Origin of the sequence: Curtobacterium sp. MCSS17_008 (assembly GCF_003234185.1) — a bacterium.
Classification (GTDB): Bacteria; Actinomycetota; Actinomycetes; order Actinomycetales; family Microbacteriaceae; genus Curtobacterium.
In genome coordinates, this window is the sequence record NZ_QKSM01000002.1 from 173,095 (window position 1) to 194,060 (window position 20,966).

Sequence of the window (20,966 nt, forward strand, 5' to 3'; positions counted from 1 at the left end):
ACCGTCCGCCTGCCCGAGACCGGACGTGGGGCCGCGCACCGCTCGGCTACAGCTCGCGCACGCGGCCCTGCTCGATGCGCAGGCGGCGCTCTGCGCGCTTCGCCACCCACGAGTCGTGCGTGACGATGACCACGGTCAGTCCGCGCTCCCGCCACTGCTTCTCGATGATCGCCGTGATCTCGTCGCGCGTCGACTCGTCGAGCGCGCCGGTCGGCTCGTCCGCCAGCAGCACGCTCGGGTCCTTCACCAGCGCCCGCGCGATCGCCACGCGCTGCTGCTGACCGCCGGACAGCTCCGCCGGCAGGTGGTCGAGTCGCTCGCCGAGCCCGACCTCCTGCAGCGCGGCCGTCGCCCGCGAGCGCACCTCGGCCTTCGACCGGTTCGCGAGCGACCCGGCGAAGGCGGTCTCCACGTTCTCGAGCGCGCTCAGGGTCGGGATGAGGTTGAAGCCCTGGAACACGAACCCGATCTCGGTCGCCCGCAGGTCGGTCAGCGCCCGGTCGCCGAGCTCCGTGACGTCGTGCTCGCCGAGCAGCACCTTCCCGGAGGTCGGTCGGTCGAGTGCTCCGAGCATCTGCAGCAGCGTCGACTTGCCGCCGCCGGTCGGCCCCTGGATCGCGACCAGCTGCCCCTGCGGGATGGTCAGGTCGACGTCCGTCAGCGCGGTGACGGTCCGGTTCTTCTGCGTGTACGTCTTGCGCACGCCCTGCAGACGGTAGACCGGACGGGAGGCGCGGCCCGCCTCCGTCGCGGGCGCTGTGGTGGTCGGGGTGGTCGGGATGGTCACGGGTGCTCCTGACGGGGTGTCGTTCGTCGTGTCGTTCGTCGGTCCGGTCATCAGGCCACGCTCCGGAGCGCTTCGGCCGGGCGGAGTCGGCTCGCCCGCCACCCGCCGAGCGCCCCGGCGAGGAGCCCGCCGAGGATCGCGAGCCCGATGGCGAGCAGGATCACCCCGACCGTCACGGGGGCGTGCAGGACGACGTCGGTCGTGCTCGCGGTGCTCCCGCCTCCGCCGAACCCACCGGCCGGGGCGCCGCCCGTGGTGCCGCTGCCCGCGGCAGCGGTCGCCCCGCCGCCGGGCATGCCGCCGCCACCCATCGCCCCCCGGCCGGACGTCGAGGCGCTCGCCGAGACGGTCGGGGCGACGACGTTCACGACGAGGATGCCGACCAGTCCGACGACCGCACCGATGACGCCGCCGAGGAGTCCCTGCACGAGCGACTCACCGGCGACCTGCCGGGTGATCCGACCGTTCGACCACCCGATCGCCTTCAGCGTGCCGAACTCGCGGGTGCGTCGGGTGACGCCCGAGATCGTGAAGAGGACGGCGATGAGGAACGCTGCGGCGAGGACCACGATCGACAACCAGGTGCCGAGGTCCGACACGAGGGTGGACGCGGTGCTGAGCGAGCCGGAGACGCTCGAGGCGAGGTCGGACTCGGTCGAGACGGTCGCGCTGGGGAGATGCTCCTCCAGGGAGGACTCGACGGTGCTGACGTCGGACGAGGACCCGGCGGCGACGAAGATGGACGTGACCTCCCCGTCGAGGTCGGCGAGGGACTGCGCGGTGTCGAGCGGGACGTACGTGTTCGACGTCGTGGTGCTCGACGATCCGGTCGAGGCGACGATCCCGATCACGGTGAACGTCTCCCCGCCGATGTCGAGGGTGTCACCGACGGCCTTGTCCTCGCTCTCGGCGTAGGCGCTGTCGAGCACGACGACGTCCTTGCCGGCGTCCTTCGCGGCGAAGGTGCGGCCCGCGGTGGTCTCGGTGCTCGTGAGCGGGCCGACCGCGGCGCCGGAGACCGGGATGCCGGTGACGGTGAACGAGTCGACGCCGAACGAACCGCCACCGAAGCCGCCGCCTCCGTCACTGCCGCCGCTGGGCGGACCCTGCTGTGCGCTGCTGCCGGAGTCGGTGCTGCTGCTGCCCTGCTGCACCTGGCCGGAGAACGTGGTGTTCTCCAGCGTGAGGACGCCGGTCGCGGCCTCCACCCCGGTGGTGCCGGTGACCGTCGCGAGGTCCGACGCATCCAGCGTGCTCGACCCGCGGGCGACGGTGAGCCGCGACTGCGACAGCTCGGTCGAGCCGCTGTCGCTGCCCGAGCGGCTGCCGAAGTCGAAGGACGGGCGCCCGGTGCTCGACGACGAGGGTTGCTCGGTCTTCGTGACCGTGATGTCGGTGCCGACGCCGTACACGGACTGCAGGACGCTCGTCTGCGCTGCCTGCACGCCGCTCGCGACGGACGACACGATGACGACCAGGGCGATCGCGAGCGCCATGCCGACGGCGACGACGACCGTCTGCTTCCTGCGGTTCGTGAGCTCGCGCCTGAGGTAGGTCAGGAACATGGTTCTCCTCGGTGTTGGGGACGAGGAGACGCTAGGGATCGAGTCCATGAGCAGGCCTGCCGGATCCCATGGAACGCATGAGGAAGCGGATGCACAGGCGGGTCATCGGCGCGTCCCAGACGCCTCATAGGAACCTCTCCGATCCTCGAGGACGTGACCATCTCCCAGCCCGCCGCAGCCCCTCGCCTCACCCGCGCCGACGGCACCCCGTTGCGCATCCTCGTCGTCGACGACGAAGCCAGCCTCACCGACCTGCTCTCCATGGCGCTGCGGTACGAGGGCTGGGAGGTCAAGAGCGCGAACGGTGGCCAGCAGGCCCTGGCGACCGCGCGCGAGTGGAAGCCCGACGCGATGGTGCTCGACGTGATGATGCCGGACCTCGACGGGCTGCAGGTGCTCGGCAGGCTCCGTCAGAACGACGACGACACCCCGGTGCTGTTCCTCACCGCGAAGGACTCCGTCGAGGACCGTGTCACCGGGCTCACCGCGGGCGGCGACGACTACGTCACCAAGCCGTTCTCGCTGGAGGAGGTCGTGGCACGCCTCCGCGGGCTCATCCGTCGCTCACAGATCTCGGTCTCCGAGGCCGGCGACCCGCGCATCGTCGTCGGCGACCTCGTGCTCGACGAGGAGTCGTACGAGGTGTCCCGCGCCGGACGGCCGATCGAGCTGACCGCCACCGAGTTCGAGCTCCTCCGCTTCCTCATGCGCAACCCCCGGCGTGTGCTGTCGAAGGCGCAGATCCTCGACCGCGTGTGGTCCTACGACTTCGGCGGCAAGTCGAGCGTCGTCGAGATCTACATCTCCTACCTGCGCAAGAAGATCGACGCGGGGGAGACGCCGATGATCCACACGGTGCGCGGCGTCGGGTACGTCATCAAGCCGACGTCCTGAGCGGCACCCCGTGACACTCCGTCGCCGCCTCGTCCTGAGCATCGTCGCGCTCGTCGTCGCCGTCAGCGCGGTCATCGGTGCCGGGAGCATCATCGCGCTGTTCTCCATCCAGCGGTCGGCGATCGACGAGCAGCTCTCCTTCGCGACGAACCGCGCACAGCGGTCGGTCGAGCAGCAGGGCCCGGGCGGTCCCGGCCTCGAGATCGGCCGACCGAGCGGGCAGTCCGCCGGGACCCTGACCGTCTACTTCCTGGACGGGGACGCCACGTTCGGGAGCGTCCTCGACAACGCCGGCGACATCGACCGGCTCGCGGCGTCCGCGGTCCGTCCGCTGGGCGACGTCACGGTCGACGGTGCGGCGCACACCGTGGACCTCGGCAGCGACCTCGGCCGCTACCGGGTCACCGCCGTGTCGCTCGGACCCGCCGTGCTCGTCGTCGGCCTGCCGATGGCGCCCGTGTACGAGAGCGTCTGGAAGCTCTTCGGGGTGGTGCTCGTCGTCACCGCGCTCGCCCTCCTGGTCGCGATCGCGCTCGCCGCGGTCGTCGTCCGCCGGTCGTTGCGTCCGCTCGAGCGGGTCGCCGAGACCGCCTCGTCCGTCGCCCGGATGCCGCTCGAGCGCAGCGACGCGCTCGACGGCGTCCGCGTCCCCGACACCGACCCGCGCACCGAGGTCGGCCGCGTCGGCACCGCGTTCAACCGAATGCTCGGGCACATCGCCGGCGCGATGCAGGCCCGGGAACGGTCCGAGCAGCAGGTCCGGCAGTTCGTCGCCGACGCCTCGCACGAGCTCCGCACGCCGCTCGCGTCGGTCCGCGGGTACGCCGAGCTCACCAGGCGCATGGGAGCGGACCTGCCGCCGGACGTCGTCTACGCGATGAGCCGGATCGAGTCCGAGTCGCTCCGGATGACCTCGATGGTCGAGGACCTGCTGCTCCTGGCCCGACTCGACGAGGGGCGCGAGGTCCGGTTCGACGACGTCGACCTCACGGGGCTGGTGCTCGACGCGGTCAACGACGCGCACGCCGCGTCACCGGGCCACGTCATCGAGGTGGACGTGCCCGAGGAACCCGTCGAGGTGCAGGGCGACGCGGCACGCCTGCATCAGGTGATCGTCAACCTCCTCACCAACGCGCGGACCCACACCCCCGAGGGCACGCGCATCACCGTCGGCATCGCGCGCGTCCCCGGCGGCATCGACCTGACGGTGCGCGACGACGGGCAGGGCATCGACGCGGCGTTCCTGCCGAAGCTGTTCGAGCGGTTCGCGCGGGCCGACAGCTCGCGATCACGGAGCGCGGGGTCGACGGGACTCGGACTCGCGATCGTCGACGCGGTCGTGCAGGCGCACGGCGGGAGCGTCGAGGTCGCGAGCGTGCCGGGGGACACCGTGTTCACGGTGCACCTGCCCGCCACGCGTTGACGGACGGGAGGCGCGTGACGGGCCCGTACCGGGCCTCCCGTCGGTGGTTGGCCGGCACCAACCCGCTGTGCTACGCTTCTCGAAGCCAAAGACCGCCGGTTGTCTGCGCGCTTGCGTGCAGACCGAAGGCCCTCATCCATGAGGCAACCAGCGCAGGTGTTCAGACCCACTCCTCCCGTTCGCGGGGGAGCAGCTCCGAGCCTCTGCGCCGGAGCTTTTTTCATGTGTGGTGGACCTGGGGCTGCCGGCAAGAACCCCAAGGAGAACCATGGCGAACAAGGAAGCTGCGGTCGCCGAGCTCACGGAAGCATTCCAGAGCTCGAACGCCGTTCTGCTCACCGAGTACCGCGGTCTCACGGTGGCGCAGCTCAAGGAGCTCCGCACCAGCATCCGTGAGCACGCCACGTACGCCGTGGTGAAGAACACGCTGACCAAGATCGCGGCGAACAACGCCGGCATCACGTCGTTCGACGACGAGCTCGCCGGTCCGTCCGCTCTCGCCTTCGTCCACGGTGACACCGTCGCCGTCGCGAAGTCGCTGCGTGCATTCGCCAAGGCGAACCCCCAGCTCGTGGTCAAGGGCGGTTACTTCGACGGTAACCCGCTCACCGCGACCGAGGTGGACAAGCTCGCCGACCTCGAGTCCCGTGAAGTCCTGCTCGGCAAGCTCGCCGGCGCCTTCAAGGCCTCGCTGTTCGGTGCTGCGTACCTGTTCCAGGCACCCCTCTCGCAGGCCGTCCGCACCGTGGACGCCCTCCGCGAGAAGCAGGAGTCCGCGGCCTGACCAGGCACGCGTTCATCAACCACACGTACTAAGTAGTAGGAGAAAATCATGGCGAAGCTTTCGCAGGACGAGCTCATCGAGGCCTTCAAGGAGCTCACGCTCATCGAGCTCTCGGACTTCGTGAAGAAGTTCGAAGAGGTCTTCGAGGTCACCGCGGCCGCTCCGGTCGCCGCTGCCGCTCCGGCCGCCGCCGGTGCCCCGGCCGAGGCCGCTGAGGAGAAGACCGAGTTCGACGTCATCCTCAAGTCCGCTGGTGACAAGAAGATCCAGGTCATCAAGGAGGTCCGTGGCCTGACGTCGCTCGGCCTCGGTGAGGCCAAGGCGCTCGTCGAGACCGCCGACGCCAAGATCCTCGAGGGTGTCAACAAGGAGACGGCCGACAAGGCGAAGGAGACGCTCGAGGGCGCCGGCGCCACGATCGAGCTCGCGTAAGTACCCCTTACGGCTCTTCACGGAGGCCGCTGCCCCTCGGGGTGGCGGCCTTCGTCGTGCCCGGCGCGCGACCGCAGCGTGCCGGGCCGCCGTGGCGACCGGCGGCGGACGGAGCCACACCTGTGGAGGGCGGTTCGCGCCTCGCGGCTGTGGACGAGTCTCGGCGGCGCTCCTGCGAGCCACGGCGGGAGTCGGGCGAGACTCGTGCTGACCGACGCATCTCGTGCCCTGCGGCGAGAGATGTGTCGTTCAGCACGAGACTCGGCCTGCTCAGTGCGCGCCGCGCGGCGCGCACGTCAGCGCAGCGTGCTGCGGCGGCGGCCGTAGGCCAGGTAGAGCACGGCGCCGACGACCATCCAGAGGCCGAAGGCGATCCACGTGCCGACGCCGAGGAACACCGCGAGCAGGACGCAGCACAGTGTGCCGAGCACCGGGACGACCGGGAACAGCGGGACGCGGTACGAGCGCTCGAGGTCCGGGCGGGTGCGACGGAGGACGATCACGGAGACGTTGACGAGCGCGAAGGCCACGAGCGTGCCGATGCTCGTCGCGTCGGCGAGCTCGCCCAGCGGCACGAGCGCTGCCACGACCGCGACGACGACGCCGACGATGAGGGTGTTCGGCACGGGGGTCCCGGTGCGGTGCGAGACGCGACCGAAGACCGGCGGCACCATGCCGTCCCGAGCCATCGTCAGCAGGATCCGCGTCTGGCCGTACAGCACGGTGAGCACGACGCTCGCGATGGCGACCACGGCGCCGACCGAGAAGACGAGGGCGACGACGGGCTGACCGGTGACCTCGACGACGATGCGGACGAGCGAGGCCTCGTCGGACGAGAACGAGGTCCACGGGCGAGCGCCGACCGCGGCGACGGCGACGAGGATGTACAGCGTCGTGACGATCGCGATCGAGCCGATGATGGCGCGTGGCAGGTCGCGGCGGGGGTCCTTCGCCTCCTCGCCGGCGGTGGACGCCGCGTCGAACCCGATGTACGAGAAGAACAGGCGGGACGCGGCGGCCGTCACGCCGGCGGCGCCCATCGGCGCGAGCGGCGCGAAGTTCTGCGACGAGAACGCGGTGAACGCCACGACGACGAAGAACACCAGCAGCGCGATCTTCACGACGACCATGACCGTGTTCGCCCAGGCGCTCTCGCGGGCACCGGGCAGCAGGACCGCCGTCGCCAGGAGCACGAGGACCGCTGCCGGCAGGTTGACGACGCCGCCGTCGCCCGGGGGTGCGGCGATCGCGGCGGGCAGGTGCAGGCCGAACACCCGGAGCGTCTCGTCGACGTACTCGCTCGCACCGACCGCGACGGCGGCCACGGAGACGGCGTACTCGAGCACGAGGCACCAGCCGCACACCCAGGCGATGCCCTCGCCCATCGTGGCGTAGGTGTACGAGTAGCTCGACCCCGAGGTCGGCACGGCACCGGCCATCTCGGCGTACGACAGGGCGGACAGCAGGGCGGCGACCCCGGCGAGGACGAAGGAGATCCAGACCGCGGGACCCGCGAGGGGCACGGCGGTGCCCAGCACCACGAGGATGCCCGTGCCCAGGGTCGCCCCCACGCTGATCATCGTGAGGTGCCACACGCCGAGGGAGCGTCGGAGCGGCTCGCCGTTCACGCCTGCCGCGGCCTCGGCCTGCAGCTGTTCGATCGGCTTGCGGCGTGCGAGCTGCTGCCGGAGCGACGTGGGGCGGGAGGGCGCGGACGTCATGGGACCTCGGTGTGGGCGGGGGAAGGGGGACGGACGATGGTCGCACGGCCCCTGAACGGGGTCAAATACGCCGAGGGCTGACGACCGCTGCCCGGCTGGCCGGCCCGGGTTACGTTGGTCCCATGAGCATGGGCCACGGGATGCGTGCGGGCGGTCCCCGCGGCGGCGGGCGGATCTCGAGCGGTGACGTCACGGCGCAGAAGGCCGCCAACGCCGAGGCGCCGCGCATCCCGCACCTCGTCCGGCGCATCGCGGGGCTCTTCGCGCCCCACCGCCGGTCCATCGTGCTGACCGTCGCACTCGTGCTGCTCGGCGCCGCGCTCTCGGTCGTGCCCCCGCTCCTGACCCAGCAGGCCTTCGACCGCGGGCTCTTCCCGCCGTCCGGCCGCCCGGACGTGCCGGTGCTCCTCGAACTCGTCGGCGGGATGATCGCGCTCTGGATCGCGAGCGCCGGCATCGGCATCTGGCAGACCCACCTGACGGCGACGGTCGGCAACCAGGTGATGGGCGCGATGCGCATGCGGCTCTTCGCGCACCTGCAGCGCATGGAGCTCGCCTTCTTCACACGGACGAAGACCGGCGTGATCCAGTCGCGGTTGCAGAACGACGTCGGCGGGGTCGCGAGCGTGCTGAACAACACGATCTCGTCGGTGCTCGGCAACACCGTGACGGTGATCGCCGCGGTGGTGGCGATGCTGCTGCTCAGCTGGCAGATGACACTGGTCGCCGTCGTCCTGCTCCCGCTGCTCGTCATCGCCCAGCGTCGGGTGGGCCAGGTGCGTGCCCGGATCGCCGCCCAGACGCAGGAGTCGCTGTCCGACATGACGGCGATCACACAGGAGGCCCTGAGCGTCTCCGGCATCCTGCTCGCCAAGAGCTTCAACCAGCAGCGCAGCGAGACGCAGCGGTACGGGGACGAGAACCGGAACCAGATCCGGCTGCAGGTGCGCCAGCAGATGTCCGGCCAGTGGTTCTTCGCCATCGTCCAGGTGTTCCTGTCGATCATCCCCGCGGTCATCTACCTCGTCGCCGCCTTCCTGATCATCGGGGACGTCCCGATCACCGCCGGCACGATCGTCGCCTTCACGACGGTGCAGTCGCGACTCCTGTTCCCGACCGTCGGGCTGCTGCGGGTGGTGCTCGACCTGCAGACGTCGGGAGCGCTCTTCGCGCGCATCTTCGAGTACCTGGACCTGCGTCCCGCGATCACCGACGCACCGGACGCGCGCCCCGTCGACGGATCGCGTGTCGGGCACGTGGCGTTCGAGGACGTCACCTTCACCTACCCGGACGGCGATCCCGACGAGCCGACGCTCCGTGGGGTGTCCTTCGAGCTGCAGCCCGGCCGGTTCGCCGCCTTCGTCGGGCCCTCCGGCGCGGGGAAGACCACCATCTCCTACCTCGTGCCGCGCCTGTACGAGGCGACCGCGGGGTCCGTCCGGTTCGCCGGGGCGGACGTACGCGACATCGAGCACGAGGACCTCGTGCGGCACGTCGGCGTCGTCAGCCAGGAGACGTACCTGTTCCACGCCTCCATCGGCGACAACCTGCGGTACGCGAAGCCGGACGCCACCGACGAGGAAGTCGAGCGCGCGGCCCGCGCGGCGAACATCCACGAGACGATCACGTCGTTCCCGGACGGCTACGACACGGTCGTGGGGGAGCGGGGCTACCGGTTGTCCGGCGGTGAGAAGCAGCGGATCGCGATCGCGCGCGTGCTCCTCAAGGACCCGCCGGTGCTCGTGCTCGACGAGGCGACGAGCGCCCTCGACTCCATCTCGGAGCGGGTCGTGCAGACCGCCCTCGACACCGCTGCCGCAGGGCGCACGACGATCTCGATCGCGCACCGACTGTCGACCGTCCGCGACGCAGACGTCATCTTCGTGCTCGACCACGGCCGCATCGTCGAGCAGGGCACGCACGACGAACTCCTCGAGCGCGACGGCACGTACGCCGCGCTCCACCGGCAGCAGAACGCGGCGTCGACATCGTTCGTCGCATCCCAGCAGGCACTCGGCCCCGCGACCTAGACTCGGCCGGGTGCGTTACGCGAACTCCGTCGTCGACCTGGTCGGCGACACCCCGCTCGTCCGACTGAACCGTGTCACCGACGGGATCCGGGCGACCGTGCTGGTGAAGGTCGAGTACCTGAACCCGGGCGGCTCGTCGAAGGACCGCATCGCGACCCGGATCATCGACGCGGCCGAAGCGTCCGGTGACCTGCGCCCCGGCGGCACGATCGTCGAACCGACCTCGGGCAACACCGGCGTCGGGCTCGCCCTCGTCGCCCAGCAGCGCGGGTACCGGTGCGTGTTCGTCCTGCCCGACAAGGTGGGTGAGGACAAGCGGAACGTCCTGACCGCGTACGGCGCCGAGATCGTCGTGACGCCGACGGCGGTGGCCCCCGACGACCCGGAGTCCTACTACTCCGTGTCCGATCGGCTCGTCCGTGAGATCCCGGGGGCCTACAAGCCGAACCAGTACGCGAACCCGAACGGGCCGCGCAGTCACTACGAGACGACCGGGCCGGAGATCTGGCGCGACACCGAGGGGCGGATCACCCACTTCGTCGCGGGCGTCGGGACCGGTGGCACCATCACCGGTGTCGGCCGGTTCCTCAAGGAGGCCTCGGACGGACGCGTCCGCATCGTCGGCGCCGACCCCGAGGGCTCGGTCTACTCGGGCGGCTCCGGCCGGCCGTACCTGGTGGAGGGCGTCGGCGAGGACATCTGGCCGCCCGCCTACGATCCCGAGGTCCCAGACGACATCATCGCGGTCTCGGACGCGGAGTCGTTCGCGATGACCCGGAGGCTCGCGCGCGAGGAGGGCCTGCTCGTCGGCGGCTCGAGCGGCATGGCCGTCGTCGCCGCACTGCGCGCCGCCCGCGACCTCACCGAGGACGACGTCGTCGTGGTGCTCCTGCCCGACGGCGGCCGCGGCTACCTCGGCAAGATCTTCAACGACCGCTGGATGCGCTCCTACGGCTTCGCGGACACCGACGACGCCCGCACCGTCGGCTCGGTCGTCGCCGACAAGGACGGCAGGCTGCCCGACCTCGTGCACGCGCACCCGTCGGACACCGTCCGCGACGTGGTCGACATCATGTCGACCTACGGCGTCTCGCAGATGCCCGTCCTCAGTGCCGAGCCGCCCGTCGTCATCGGCGAGGTCGTCGGCGCCGTGGCCGAGAAGGACCTGCTCCAGCAGGTCTTCACCGGAGCCGCCGCGATGACCGACGCCGTCAGCGGCTCCGTCGGCGACCCGCTGCCCCTGATCGGCATCGGCGAGTCCCTGTCCGCAGCCCGTCGCGCCCTCGAGACGGTGGACGCGCTGCTCGTCGTCGATGACGGCAAGCCCGTCACCGTGCTCACCCGCCACGACCTGCTCACGTCGCTCTCCGCGTGACGCACCGACCCACGAGGAAGACCCGCAGCATGACCGAGTTCGCCACCCGCGCCGTCCACGCCGGCCAGGACCCCGACGCAACGACCGGCGCCGTCATCCCGCCCATCCACGTCACCTCCACCTACGTGCAGGACGGCGTCGGGAACATGCGGAACGGCTACGAGTACTCCCGCGGCGGCAACCCCACACGCGACGCGCTGCAGACCCTGCTCGCCGACCTCGACGGCGGCGTCGCGGCGTTCTCGTTCGCGTCCGGTCTGGCCGCAGAGGACGCCCTGCTGCGCGCCCACCTCGAGCCGGGCGCCCGGGTCGTGATGGGCAACGACGTGTACGGCGGCACGCACCGTCTGGTGAACCGGCTGCACGTGCCGTGGGGCGTCGAACTGGTCGTCGTCGACATGAGCGACGTCGACCTGGTCCGCGCCGCCCTCGAGGGCGCCCCCGCGAAGACCGTGCTCTGGGTCGAGACCCCGACGAACCCCCTCATGAAGATCGCGGACATCGCCGTGCTGTCCGAGGTCGGGCACGCCGCGGGTGCCCTGGTGGTCGTCGACAACACGTTCGCGTCCCCGTACCTGCAGCAGCCGCTGTCGCTCGGAGCGGACGCGGTGTCGTACTCGACGACGAAGTACCTCGGCGGCCACTCGGACGTGGTCGGCGGCGCGGTCGTCCTGCGCGACGAGGCGTTCGCGGAGCAGGTCGGCTTCCTGCAGTTCGGCGCGGGCGCGATCGCGTCGCCGTTCGACGCGTTCCTCACCACCCGCGGGATCAAGACGCTCCCGATCCGGATGGAGCGGCACTCGTCCAACGCGCAGGCCGTCGCCGAGGCGCTGGTCGGCGCTCCCGGGGTGGAGCGCGTCTACTACCCGGGGCTCGCCGACCACCCCGGCCACGAGGTCGCGGCGAAGCAGATGCGCGGGTTCGGCGGCATGCTGTCGGTCGCCCTGTCCGGCGGCCCCGAGGCGGCGAAGCGCTTCGTCGAGTCGACCGAGGTCTTCTCGCTCGCCGAGTCGCTGGGCGGTGTCGAGTCGCTCATCGGCTACCCGAGCGAGATGACGCACGCGTCGGTGAAGGGCACCGAGCTGGCGGTGCCGGAGAACGTCGTGCGCCTGTCGGTCGGCATCGAGGACGCCGGCGACCTGGTGGCGGACGTCCTGCAGGCGCTGTCCAGGTGAGCGCGGCCCGCTGACGGGGCGTGACGGACGGGAGGCTCCCCACCGGGCCGGCGGGGAGCCTCCCGTTCGTCACGTTGCCCTGTCGGCTCGTCGGTGTGCGCCCCTGGGTCGGCCCGGCGAGCAGCGCGGCGGGGTCCTCGCCCGGATCCCTCCCGGGCGGTAGCGTGGCAGTCCGACCGAGCGGAGGACAGCGAGTGCGCACCATCGTCGTGGCCGTCCTGATGGGAGCCACCCTCGCCCTGACCGGGTGCCAGGGTGCGACGACCGCTGCGCCGACGCCGGTGCGGAGCACGGACCTGACGAGCTCCGACGGCGGTTTCGACCGGAACGCCCTGGTCGGCGTGGTGCTGGCGGACGGTGACGACCGGCTCGCGGCGGACCTCCGGGACGGCCTCGACGACGCCGGGTTCCGACCGGACGTCCGTCTCGCTCCGGCCGACGGAGCCGCCGCCGCGCAGCGTCGGGCGGTGGACGAGCTCGTCCGCGGCGGGGCGAAGGCACTGCTGGTGCGGGCGGTGGACGCGGACGCGTTGACCGGCGTCGTCCAGACCGCACACGACGCCGGCGTGGTGGTCGTCTCGCTCGGTGACGGCGTGCCGACGAGCGGTACCGGGGGCGACGGGGTGTCAGCCGACCACCGTGTCCACGAGTCGGACGATCCGGCGGTCACCGCGCGGACGGCGGTCGACGTGGTGCGGTCGCTGCAGCGCGGCGAGCGGCCGGACGCCGACGACTGACCTGCTCGCCCCCGTGCGGGCGCGGGACGGCGGTCCGGGGTCTCCCGGTCAGTGCCACCAGGCCGGGAACGACAGCGTGATCGTCTCGACCAGGGACCTGCGGGAGCGACGCGGTCCCGCCAGCCAGGCCTCGATCGCGCCGACGAACCCCTGGGCGACGAAGCCGGCGGCGACGTCGTCGAGCAGCGGCGGGCGCGTCGCGGGGTCGAGCTCGCGGATGTGCTGCGCGCTCGACACCGTGAAGTGCTCGACCAGCATGCGGTGCAGTGCGGCGTCCTCGGTGTCGGGCAGCCCGCGGGCGTAGATGTCACGGTGCGAGACGACGTGCTCCACGACGGCGTCGATGCCCCGACGGGTGATCGCGGCGAGCTCGTCCGGACCGGCACCGCGCGCCGATGCGGTACGGCGGGCGTCGAGGTCGTCCTCGCGGATGCGGTCGAGCTCGGGGGTGAGCACCTCGGCGAGCAGCGATCCGGGGGAGACCGCGTGGGAGTAGAAGGTCGCGCGGTTGATGCCGGCGGCCCGTGTGACGTCGGCCACCGTGATGGCCGAGACGGGCCGGTCGGCGGCGAGTCGGAGGATCGCCTCGCGCAGCGCTGCCGTGGTGTGCAGGATCCGGGCGTCGACCACGACACCACCCCCTCTTCGTTCCGTCCGCTCGACGCGGTCCCGAGCAGTCCGACGCTACCGCATGGCGACCGCGCGGACGGGACACTGCGCGCGGTGTGAGGGGGCGGATCACGCGGGAGCGTTCCGAGAGCGCTCACGCAGCCCGTAGGATGGTTCCGCGGCCGAATCGATTCGATCCGACACGACGGACCACCTCCGGCGTCCGCGACCAGCACCGCACCCGGCACCCGTGCCCGCCCCGTCGGCCCCGTGGCTCCGGGGCCGGTCCGTGTGCCGCCCCCTGTGCCGGCCCTGCCCGTGCAGACCCTCCCTGTGCCCGTCTCTCCCCGTGAAGGACCGCTCGTGACCGCGCCCGCCACCACCGGCTCGCTCCGCGTCGTGCTGCACCCCGGTGACTCGCTCACCCGTGGCCAGCGCCTCGTCTACGTCTTCGTGCTCGGCGCGCTCACCGCGCTCGGGCCGTTCACCATCGACCTGTACCTGCCGGCGTTCCCCTCGCTCGAGCACGAGTTCGGGATCAGTGAGGGCGCCGTCCAGCTCACGCTCACGGCGACGACGCTCGGCTTCGCGGTCGGACAGCTGCTCGTGGGCCCGTGGAGCGACAAGGTGGGACGGCGGCTGCCGCTCATCATCGCGACCTCGGTGCACGTCGCCGCCTCGGTGGGCGCCGCGCTCGCCCCGGACGTCGAGGTGCTCGCACTCTTCCGCGTGCTCCAGGGCATGGGGGCCGCGGCCGGTGGTGTCGTCGCGATGGCGACCGTGCGCGACCTGTTCGGCGGGAAGCCGCTGGTGCGGATGCTGTCCCGCCTGGCCATGGTGAACGGTCTCGCGCCGATCCTCGCGCCGCTCATCGGCTCGCAGATGCTCCAGTTCGTCAGCTGGCGCGGCGTCTTCGTGTTCCTCGCCTGCTACGGCGCGGCGGTCGTCATCGCGTCGTCGCTGCTCATCGTCGAGACCCTGCCGCCGGAACGCCGCCGGGAGGCCGGACACTCCACCATCGGGCAGCGGTACAAGGCCCTGTTGTCCGATCGGATCTTCGTCGGCGTCGCGCTCATCGGCGCGATGGTGTTCAGCGGCCTGTTCTCGTACCTCAGCGCGTCGCCCTTCCTGTTCCAGACCGTCTACGGGCTGGACGCGCAGCAGTACGGACTGCTCTTCGCCGTGAACTCGATCGGCGTCGTCGTGGGTGTGCAGGTGTCCTCGCGGCTGGCGCAGCGGGTCGGTCCGCAGTGGATCCTGGCCTGCGCGACGGCGACGCTGTTCGTCGCGGCCGTGTCGATCATCGTGCTCGACCAGCTCGGCGCCGGGCTCGTCGGGGTCCTCGTGCCGCTGTGGTTCTTCATCGCCGCGTGCGGGTTCACCTTCCCGCTCGTCCAGGTGATCGGGCTCGCGGCCCACGGCAAGGAGGCCGGTACCGCCGCGTCGCTCCTCGGCGCGCTGAACTTCGGCGTCGCCGGACTCGTCTCACCGATCGTCGGCCTGCTCGGCATCGACGCCGCGACGCCGATGGCCGGTGTCATGGCGTGCACGTCGACGGTCGCCGTGTTCGTCCTCTGGGTGGTCGTCCGACCGCGGACGGTCCCGGCGCTCTCGCACTGAGGGGACGCACGGACGACCCGGCGGACGGCCGTCCTCCGACCACGCGGAGGCGCTCCGTGCGACGGCGTCGTCCCACCGGCGACCAACCCACTGCCGGCCGACCCACTGCCCGGCCGAGGCGTTGTCCCGGTCGGGTACTGGTGGGGCGATCGTCACGGTGACGGACGAAGCGGTGCGCCGACACCGGTCGCGTCGCCGCTGACGTGGTCTCGGGGTCAGCGGGTCAGGGCGCCCACGGTCTCGACCGCGACGAGGCCGGCCACGATGCACACCGCGACGGCGCCGATCGCGAGCACGCCCGCACGGCGCTCGTACCAGGTGCGGCTCCCGGGCCAGCGGCGGGTGGCCTCGCGTACGTCGACCGGACGGCGCTCGTGCTCGACCGGGACGTCGAGGGTCTCGAGCACGCGGTCGAGGGCGGCGTCGCCCCACACGTCGGCGCCCATCCGGAACAGGTGCACACCGTCGGCGTCGAAGGCGAGCAGCTCGCGCGTCGTGCGGTCGGCCGAGGCGCCGTAGGTCGGCGCGACCACGATCCGCTGCACCCGGTCGCGGGCGATCCGACGGTTCGGGGTGAGGACGGCGTTGAGCACGACCGAGTCCGAGTCGATGCCGAGGAACGCCTGGCCGAGACGGACGAAGAGGACACCGACCAGGACGGCGAGGACGACGACGAGCGACGCGACGAGGGGCCACCAGCGCACCGGCAGCGAGACCCAGACCAGGGCGACCGCGAGCGGCACCGCGGAGAACACGACGCTGAGCACCGTGGACCGCACGAGCGAGCGACGCGGGCGGAGGAGCACGTCGAAGACCGGCGTCCGCAGCCGTCCGGCGGCTGGCATCGTCGCTTCCCCCACGTGGGTCTCCTCACCCCTCGGGCGCGCGGGCAGGCGCGAGCGCCCGTCCGCGGGCGACGCCCCTGCCGCCCGCTGCACCGTGACCGACCCGTCCCGGGGTCGTCCGTCTGCACAGACTAGGGGGTGCGACGGGCGGGAGGACAGTCCGTTCCACCCCGGAGCGGCGTGTTCCGGCCAGATCGGGTGCGACGGGGTGCAGGCGTGTCCCGCGTGCGGGGGACGTCGGGCGCCGGGAACGACAGCAGGCGCGCCCACCGGGTGGGCGCGCCTGCTGGTCCTCGTACTGCTGTCGGCGGAGAATGGGGGATTCGAACCCCCGAGGGCTTGCACCCAACACGCTTTCCAAGCGTGCGCCATAGGCCACTAGGCGAATTCTCCCGGTGCCATCTCGCGATGACGACACCCCATGGTACAGGTCTCCAGGGGTGCTCACGACCACTCCGTCCACCTGGCCCGGGACTCCCAGAGCGTACGGTGGCCGCGCGACTAGCCTGGGACCGTGTCGACCCGCATCTACATCACGTCAGCAGAAGGACACACGGGCAAGAGCACGGTCGCCCTCGGTGTCCTCGAGACACTCGCGCGGTCCGTCGGACGGGTCGGCGTGTTCCGACCGGTCGCCCGGTCGGTCGCCGAGCCCGACTACGTGCTCGAGCTCCTGCTGCAGCACAGCGCGGTCGGGCTGTCGTACGACGAGGCGGTCGGCGTGACCTACGACGACGTGCACGCCGATCCGGACGCGGCCCTCGGCACGATCCTCAACCGCTTCGCCCAGGTCGAGCGGCAGTGCGACGCGGTCGTGGTGCTCGGGTCCGACTACACCGACGTCGGCAGCCCCACCGAGCTCTCGTTCAACGCGAAGGTCGCCGCGAACCTCGGCGCACCCGTGCTCCTCGTGCTCGGCGGTCGCGATGCAGCCGAGCGGGGCGCTCGCACCCCGGACGCGATGGCGCAGGTCGCGGACGTCACGACGAGCGAGCTGCGGGCGGCGCACGCGCAGCTGCTCGGCGTCGTGGTGAACCGCGCCGACCCGGACGACCTGGCAGCGATCGTCGCGAGCGTCGAGCGCGCCGTGCGGGACGACCACCCGGACACACCGGTGTGGGCGATCCCGGAGGACCGGGTGCTCGTGGCGCCGACGGTCCGCGCGCTGCTCGACGCGACGGACGCGACGCTCGTCCGCGGCGACGAGGCGCTGCTCGACCGCGAGGCCCTCGGCACCGTCGTGGCCGGCATGAGCATGGAGAACGTCCTGCCCCGGCTGATCGAGGGCGGGATCGTCGTCGTGCCGGGGGACCGCAGCGACGTGCTCCTCGCCACCGTGCTCGCGAACCAGTCGGAGACCTTCCCGAGCCTCGCTGGTGTGATCCTCAACGGCGGGTTCGACACCTCCCCGCAGATCACCCGGTTGCTCGAGGGTCTGTCCAGTTCGCTGCCGATCGCCCGGAACGACCTCGGCACCTACGACACCGCGCTCCGCATCACGCACACGCGGGGTCGCCTCGCTGCCGACTCGCCACGCAAGGCCGACCTGGCGCTGGCGCTCTTCGAGCAGCACGTCGACGCGGACGCCCTGCGCGATCGTCTGCAGCTCACGCCGTCCGGTGTCGTCACACCGCTCATGTTCGAGCACGGACTGCTCGATCGTGCGCGGCAGTACGGCAAGCGCATCGTCCTGCCGGAAGGGGACGACGACCGCATCCTGCACGCCGCGTCGACGCTGCTGGCGCGGCAGGTCTGCGACCTCACGATCCTCGGCGAACCGGCCACGATCCGGGCCCGAGCGACCGAGCTCGGGCTCGACCTCGAAGGTGCCCAGCTCGTCAGCCCGTTCGACCCGGAGCTGCGCGAGCGCTTCGCCGAGGAGTACACGCGGCTCCGGGCCCACAAGGGCATGTCCATCGAGCTCGCGCGGGACACCGTCACCGACGTCTCCTACTTCGGCACGCTCATGGTCCAGCTCGGGTTGGCGGACGGCATGGTGTCCGGCGCGAAGCACACCACCGCGCACACGATCCGCCCGTCCTTCGAGATCATCAAGACCCGTCCGGACACGTCGATCGTGTCGAGCGTGTTCCTCATGGCCCTCGCGGACCGCGTGCTCGTGTACGGCGACTGCGCGGTGATCCCGGACCCGACGAGCGAGCAGCTCGCGGACATCGCGATCTCGTCGGCGGAGACCGCGACGCAGTTCGGCATCGACCCGCGAGTGGCGATGCTCAGCTACTCGACCGGCGACAGCGGCACCGGTGCGGACGTCGACAAGGTCCGTGCCGGCACGGCGTTCGTCCGCGAGCGGCGCCCAGACCTGCTCGTCGAGGGGCCCATCCAGTACGACGCCGCCGCCGACCCCACGGTCGCGCGCACGAAGATGCCGGACTCGCCCGTGGCGGGCCGTGCGACGGTGTTCATCTTCCCGGACCTCAACACCGGCAACAACACGTACAAGGCCGTGCAGCGCTCGGCCGGCGCGGTCGCCATCGGGCCGGTGCTCCAGGGGCTGCGCAAGCCGATCAACGACCTGTCCCGCGGCGCGCTCGTCAGCGACATCGTCAACACCGTGGCGATCACGGCGATCCAGGCCGGCACCGCGACCGACGCGGCCTGACGGACCTGGCCTGACAGACCCGGCCGCACCGCGCCTCCCGTCCGACACAGAAAGTGACCACGAAGTGACCGCAGCCCTCGTCGTGAACTCCGGATCGAGTTCGTTCAAGTACCAGCTCATCGAGCTCGAGGGCGAGCGCACGCTCGCCTCGGGCCTCGTCGAGCGCATCGGGGAGTCCACCGGCTCGTGGAAGCACACCAACGCCCTGACGGGGGAGTCGTCGTCGAACGAGTCGGCGTCCGTGCCCGACCACGCGGCGGGGTTCCAGGCGATGATCGACGCCTTCGCGAAGGTCGGGCCGTCGTTCGACGAGCACCCGCCCGCCGTCGTCGGCCACCGCGTCGTGCACGGCGGGACCACGTTCGACCGCGCGACCGTCGTCACCGGCGAGGTCGAGCAGCAGATCGAGGACCTCAACAGCCTCGCCCCGCTGCACAACCCGGCGAACCTCGAGGGCATCCGCGCGGCGAAGCAGGTGTTCTCGGACGTGCCGCACGTCGCCGTCTTCGACACGGCGTTCCACCAGACGATGCCGCCGCACGCCTACACCTACGCGATCCCCGCGGACCTCGCCGAACGGTACCGGATCCGCCGGTACGGCATGCACGGCACGAGCCACAAGTACGTCTCCGAACAGACGGCGGTGTTCCTGGACCGCCCGCTGTCCGAGCTGAAGACGATCGTGCTGCACCTGGGCAACGGCGCGTCCGCCGCGGCGATCGACGGCGGGCGGTCGATCGAGACGTCGATGGGCCTGACGCCGCTCGAGGGGCTCGTCATGGGCACGCGGTCCGGTGACCTCGACCCGGCGGTGCTCATCCACCTGCACCGCGAGGCCGGTCTCGGCTTCGACGAGCTCGACACGATGCTCAACAAGCAGTCCGGGCTCCTCGGCCTGACCGGCAACGGTGACATGCGCGACGTGCAGGACGCGGCGCTCGGCGGTGACGACGAGGCCGAGGCGGCGCTCGCCGTGTACCGGCACCGGATCCGCCGCTACGTCGGGGCGTACACCGCGCAGCTCGGCGGGCTGGACGCGGTGGTGTTCACGGCCGGCGTGGGCGAGAACAACGCGCTGCTCCGGCGACGGGTGCTCGCCGGGCTCGAGCACCTCGGCATCGAGATCGACGCCGACCGGAACGAGCTGCACTCGAAGGAGGCGCGGCTCATCTCCACTGACGCGTCCCGTGTCGCGGTGCTCGTCATCCCGACGAACGAGGAACTCGAGATCGCGCGGCAGTCGGCGGAGGTGGCGCTGTAGGGCAGCGCTGCCGCGCCGCCGCGCTGCGCTGCGCGAGACGCCGCACCGCGGGTGAGACGCCGCCGGATCCGGCGGCGCCTCACGTCCCGGACGGCGTCTCGCGTCGACGGCCCGGTGTCGATCGGGCGGCTGCGAGCCCACCCGGGCCGGCGAGCGACGGACCCGTCGCGGCCGGTCAGCTGATGGCGTGCAGGGCCGCGGGGATCGGGGTGTTCCCGCTCGTCACCTCGAACTGCACGCCGACCGCCGTGTCGTCGAGCAGCGCGTGCAGGACGACCGCGGCGACGTCCGCGCGGGGGATCGAGCCACGGGGGACCGTCCGACCGACGTGCACGGTGCCCTGCGGTGGCGTGTCGAGGAGTGCTCCCGGACGGACGATCGTCCACCGGAGGTTGCGCATGCGGATGTTCGCGTCCGCCTCGGCCTTGGCGCGGAGGTAGACCTGGAACACGTCGGCCTCGGTCCTGGCCGGCACCTCGGCACGATCGGGGTCGTAGGTGTCCGCCGCCATCGCGGAGATCATCACGTACCGCTGGATGCCGATCCGCTCGGCAGCGTTGGCGAGCAGGATCGCGGCGTCCCGGTCGACCGTGAGCTTGCGTTCGGCGCCGCTGTTCGGACCGGCGCCCGCGGCGAAGACGACGGCGTCGACGCCGCGCAGTCGCAGGCCCAGTTCGTCGTCGTCCAGCTGTTCGAGGTCCGCCACCAGGGCGGTCGCGCCCTGCTGCTCGACGTCGGTCACGTGAGCGGGGTTGCGGATGATCGCGACGGCGTCGTGCCCTGCATCCGTGATGAGTCGGGCGAGGAGCAGTGCGATCTGGCCGTGTCCTCCGGCGATGGCGATCTTCATGTGTTCGATACTGCCCGTTCCGTCCGGTAGACTTCCGGAGGCTCCTCACGTGACGCCATCCAGGCCAACTCCCCCAGGGCGGAAACGCAGCAAGGGTAACCGGGCTCTGGCGGGTGCGTGAGGAGTCTTCTCGTTGCTGCGTGCGGCGTCGCTCCGTGCTCCGCGATCGGCCGGGAGGCGCGGAGCCGCCTCCGTGTCCCCGCCCCTCCACAGGTGGTCGCGCGGGCCGCGCGCT

Annotated in this window: 17 protein-coding genes, 1 tRNA gene and 1 other RNA gene; 12 read left to right on the plus strand and 7 right to left on the minus strand. The window is 71.6% G+C overall.

Going from position 1 to position 20,966, the window contains the following annotated elements:
• Window positions 1–46: 46 nt before the first annotated feature.
• Together DEJ23_RS03665 and DEJ23_RS03670 are read right to left on the minus strand one after the other, a co-directional pair.
• Window positions 47–838: an ABC transporter ATP-binding protein gene (locus DEJ23_RS03665; RefSeq protein WP_111238894.1), complete on the minus strand. Its 792-nt coding sequence runs from the start codon at window positions 836–838 to the stop codon at window positions 47–49.
• On the minus strand, window positions 838–2,352 hold the full coding sequence (locus DEJ23_RS03670; protein WP_111238895.1) for an ABC transporter permease: 1,515 nt from the start codon (window positions 2,350–2,352) through the stop codon (window positions 838–840). The genes DEJ23_RS03665 and DEJ23_RS03670 overlap by 1 nt, the downstream gene beginning before the upstream one ends.
• A gap of 153 nt (window positions 2,353–2,505) precedes the next feature.
• On the opposite strand from DEJ23_RS03670, the gene DEJ23_RS03675 reads away from it, so the two are divergent.
• From DEJ23_RS03675 to rplL, 4 genes are all read left to right on the plus strand, one after another.
• On the plus strand, window positions 2,506–3,246 hold the full coding sequence (locus DEJ23_RS03675; RefSeq protein WP_111238896.1) for a response regulator transcription factor: 741 nt from the start codon (window positions 2,506–2,508) through the stop codon (window positions 3,244–3,246).
• A 10-nt stretch (window positions 3,247–3,256) separates the two neighbouring features.
• Window positions 3,257–4,669 (plus strand): cell wall metabolism sensor histidine kinase WalK, encoded by a 1,413-nt coding sequence (locus tag DEJ23_RS03680; protein WP_111238897.1) that lies wholly within the window; start codon window positions 3,257–3,259, stop codon window positions 4,667–4,669.
• A 268-nt stretch (window positions 4,670–4,937) separates the two neighbouring features.
• On the plus strand, window positions 4,938–5,453 hold the full coding sequence (rplJ, locus tag DEJ23_RS03685; protein ID WP_111238898.1) for a 50S ribosomal protein L10: 516 nt from the start codon (window positions 4,938–4,940) through the stop codon (window positions 5,451–5,453).
• Between the two features lie 48 nt (window positions 5,454–5,501).
• On the plus strand, window positions 5,502–5,885 hold the full coding sequence (gene rplL / locus DEJ23_RS03690) for a 50S ribosomal protein L7/L12 (RefSeq protein WP_111238899.1): 384 nt from the start codon (window positions 5,502–5,504) through the stop codon (window positions 5,883–5,885).
• A gap of 296 nt (window positions 5,886–6,181) precedes the next feature.
• Here the strand turns inward: rplL and DEJ23_RS03695 are convergent, their stop codons facing one another.
• Entirely contained in the window at window positions 6,182–7,606 is a 1,425-nt protein-coding gene (locus tag DEJ23_RS03695; RefSeq protein WP_111238900.1) for an APC family permease, read from the minus strand.
• A 128-nt stretch (window positions 7,607–7,734) separates the two neighbouring features.
• Between DEJ23_RS03695 and DEJ23_RS03700 the strand changes: the two genes are divergently transcribed.
• The 4 genes from DEJ23_RS03700 (at window position 7,735) to DEJ23_RS03715 (ending at window position 12,923) form a co-directional block, all read left to right on the plus strand.
• Window positions 7,735–9,636, plus strand: coding sequence for an ABC transporter ATP-binding protein (locus tag DEJ23_RS03700; RefSeq protein ID WP_111239045.1), 1,902 nt, complete (start codon window positions 7,735–7,737; stop codon window positions 9,634–9,636).
• Between the two features lie 10 nt (window positions 9,637–9,646).
• Entirely contained in the window at window positions 9,647–11,011 is a 1,365-nt protein-coding gene (locus DEJ23_RS03705; RefSeq protein ID WP_111238901.1) for a cystathionine beta-synthase, read from the plus strand.
• A 29-nt stretch (window positions 11,012–11,040) separates the two neighbouring features.
• Entirely contained in the window at window positions 11,041–12,186 is a 1,146-nt protein-coding gene (locus DEJ23_RS03710; RefSeq protein WP_111238902.1) for a cystathionine gamma-synthase, read from the plus strand.
• Window positions 12,187–12,380: 194 nt separating this feature from the next.
• Entirely contained in the window at window positions 12,381–12,923 is a 543-nt protein-coding gene (locus tag DEJ23_RS03715; RefSeq protein ID WP_111238903.1) for a substrate-binding domain-containing protein, read from the plus strand.
• A gap of 48 nt (window positions 12,924–12,971) precedes the next feature.
• On the opposite strand, the gene DEJ23_RS03720 is transcribed toward DEJ23_RS03715, so the two are convergent.
• Window positions 12,972–13,553 carry a TetR/AcrR family transcriptional regulator gene (locus tag DEJ23_RS03720; RefSeq protein WP_111238904.1) on the minus strand — a complete coding sequence of 194 codons (582 nt, stop codon included), beginning with the start codon at window positions 13,551–13,553 and terminating at the stop codon, window positions 12,972–12,974.
• Window positions 13,554–13,895: 342 nt separating this feature from the next.
• Here DEJ23_RS03720 and DEJ23_RS03725 point away from each other — a divergent pair, with 342 nt between their 5' ends.
• Window positions 13,896–15,152, plus strand: coding sequence for a multidrug effflux MFS transporter (locus DEJ23_RS03725; protein ID WP_181429096.1), 1,257 nt, complete (start codon window positions 13,896–13,898; stop codon window positions 15,150–15,152).
• 215 nt (window positions 15,153–15,367) lie between these two features.
• On the opposite strand, the gene DEJ23_RS03730 is transcribed toward DEJ23_RS03725, so the two are convergent.
• Both DEJ23_RS03730 and DEJ23_RS03735 read right to left on the minus strand, forming a co-directional pair.
• Window positions 15,368–16,012 (minus strand): hypothetical protein, encoded by a 645-nt coding sequence (locus DEJ23_RS03730; RefSeq protein ID WP_111238906.1) that lies wholly within the window; start codon window positions 16,010–16,012, stop codon window positions 15,368–15,370.
• Between the two features lie 293 nt (window positions 16,013–16,305).
• Window positions 16,306–16,390 (minus strand) — tRNA-Ser (locus DEJ23_RS03735).
• 121 nt (window positions 16,391–16,511) lie between these two features.
• Between DEJ23_RS03735 and pta the strand changes: the two genes are divergently transcribed.
• Together pta and DEJ23_RS03745 are read left to right on the plus strand one after the other, a co-directional pair.
• A complete protein-coding gene (gene pta, locus DEJ23_RS03740) occupies window positions 16,512–18,620 on the plus strand; it encodes a phosphate acetyltransferase (protein WP_111238907.1) in 2,109 nt (702 codons plus the stop codon).
• 64 nt (window positions 18,621–18,684) lie between these two features.
• Complete coding sequence (locus DEJ23_RS03745) at window positions 18,685–19,881, plus strand: acetate/propionate family kinase (protein WP_111238908.1); 1,197 nt, start codon at window positions 18,685–18,687, stop codon at window positions 19,879–19,881.
• A gap of 175 nt (window positions 19,882–20,056) precedes the next feature.
• On the opposite strand, the gene DEJ23_RS03750 is transcribed toward DEJ23_RS03745, so the two are convergent.
• Complete coding sequence (locus DEJ23_RS03750) at window positions 20,057–20,731, minus strand: SDR family oxidoreductase (protein WP_111238909.1); 675 nt, start codon at window positions 20,729–20,731, stop codon at window positions 20,057–20,059.
• 36 nt (window positions 20,732–20,767) lie between these two features.
• Between DEJ23_RS03750 and ffs the strand changes: the two genes are divergently transcribed.
• An RNA gene (gene ffs, locus DEJ23_RS03755) (signal recognition particle sRNA small type) lies at window positions 20,768–20,864 on the plus strand.
• The last annotated feature ends 102 nt before the right edge of the window (window positions 20,865–20,966 follow it).

Bases quoted from the DNA above. Each gene is read 5' to 3' on its own strand.
- DEJ23_RS03750 (WP_111238909.1), bottom strand. From the start codon at position 20,731: ATGAAGATCGCCATCGCCGGAGGACACGGCCAGATCGCACTGCTCCTC.
- rplJ (WP_111238898.1), top strand. From the start codon at position 4,938: ATGGCGAACAAGGAAGCTGCGGTCGCCGAGCTCACGGAAGCATTCCAG.
- DEJ23_RS03700 (WP_111239045.1), top strand. From the start codon at position 7,735: ATGGGCCACGGGATGCGTGCGGGCGGTCCCCGCGGCGGCGGGCGGATC.
- DEJ23_RS03665 (WP_111238894.1), bottom strand. From the start codon at position 838: ATGACCGGACCGACGAACGACACGACGAACGACACCCCGTCAGGAGCA.
- DEJ23_RS03710 (WP_111238902.1), top strand. From the start codon at position 11,041: ATGACCGAGTTCGCCACCCGCGCCGTCCACGCCGGCCAGGACCCCGAC.
- DEJ23_RS03695 (WP_111238900.1), bottom strand. From the start codon at position 7,606: ATGACGTCCGCGCCCTCCCGCCCCACGTCGCTCCGGCAGCAGCTCGCA.
- rplL (WP_111238899.1), top strand. From the start codon at position 5,502: ATGGCGAAGCTTTCGCAGGACGAGCTCATCGAGGCCTTCAAGGAGCTC.
- DEJ23_RS03670 (WP_111238895.1), bottom strand. From the start codon at position 2,352: ATGTTCCTGACCTACCTCAGGCGCGAGCTCACGAACCGCAGGAAGCAG.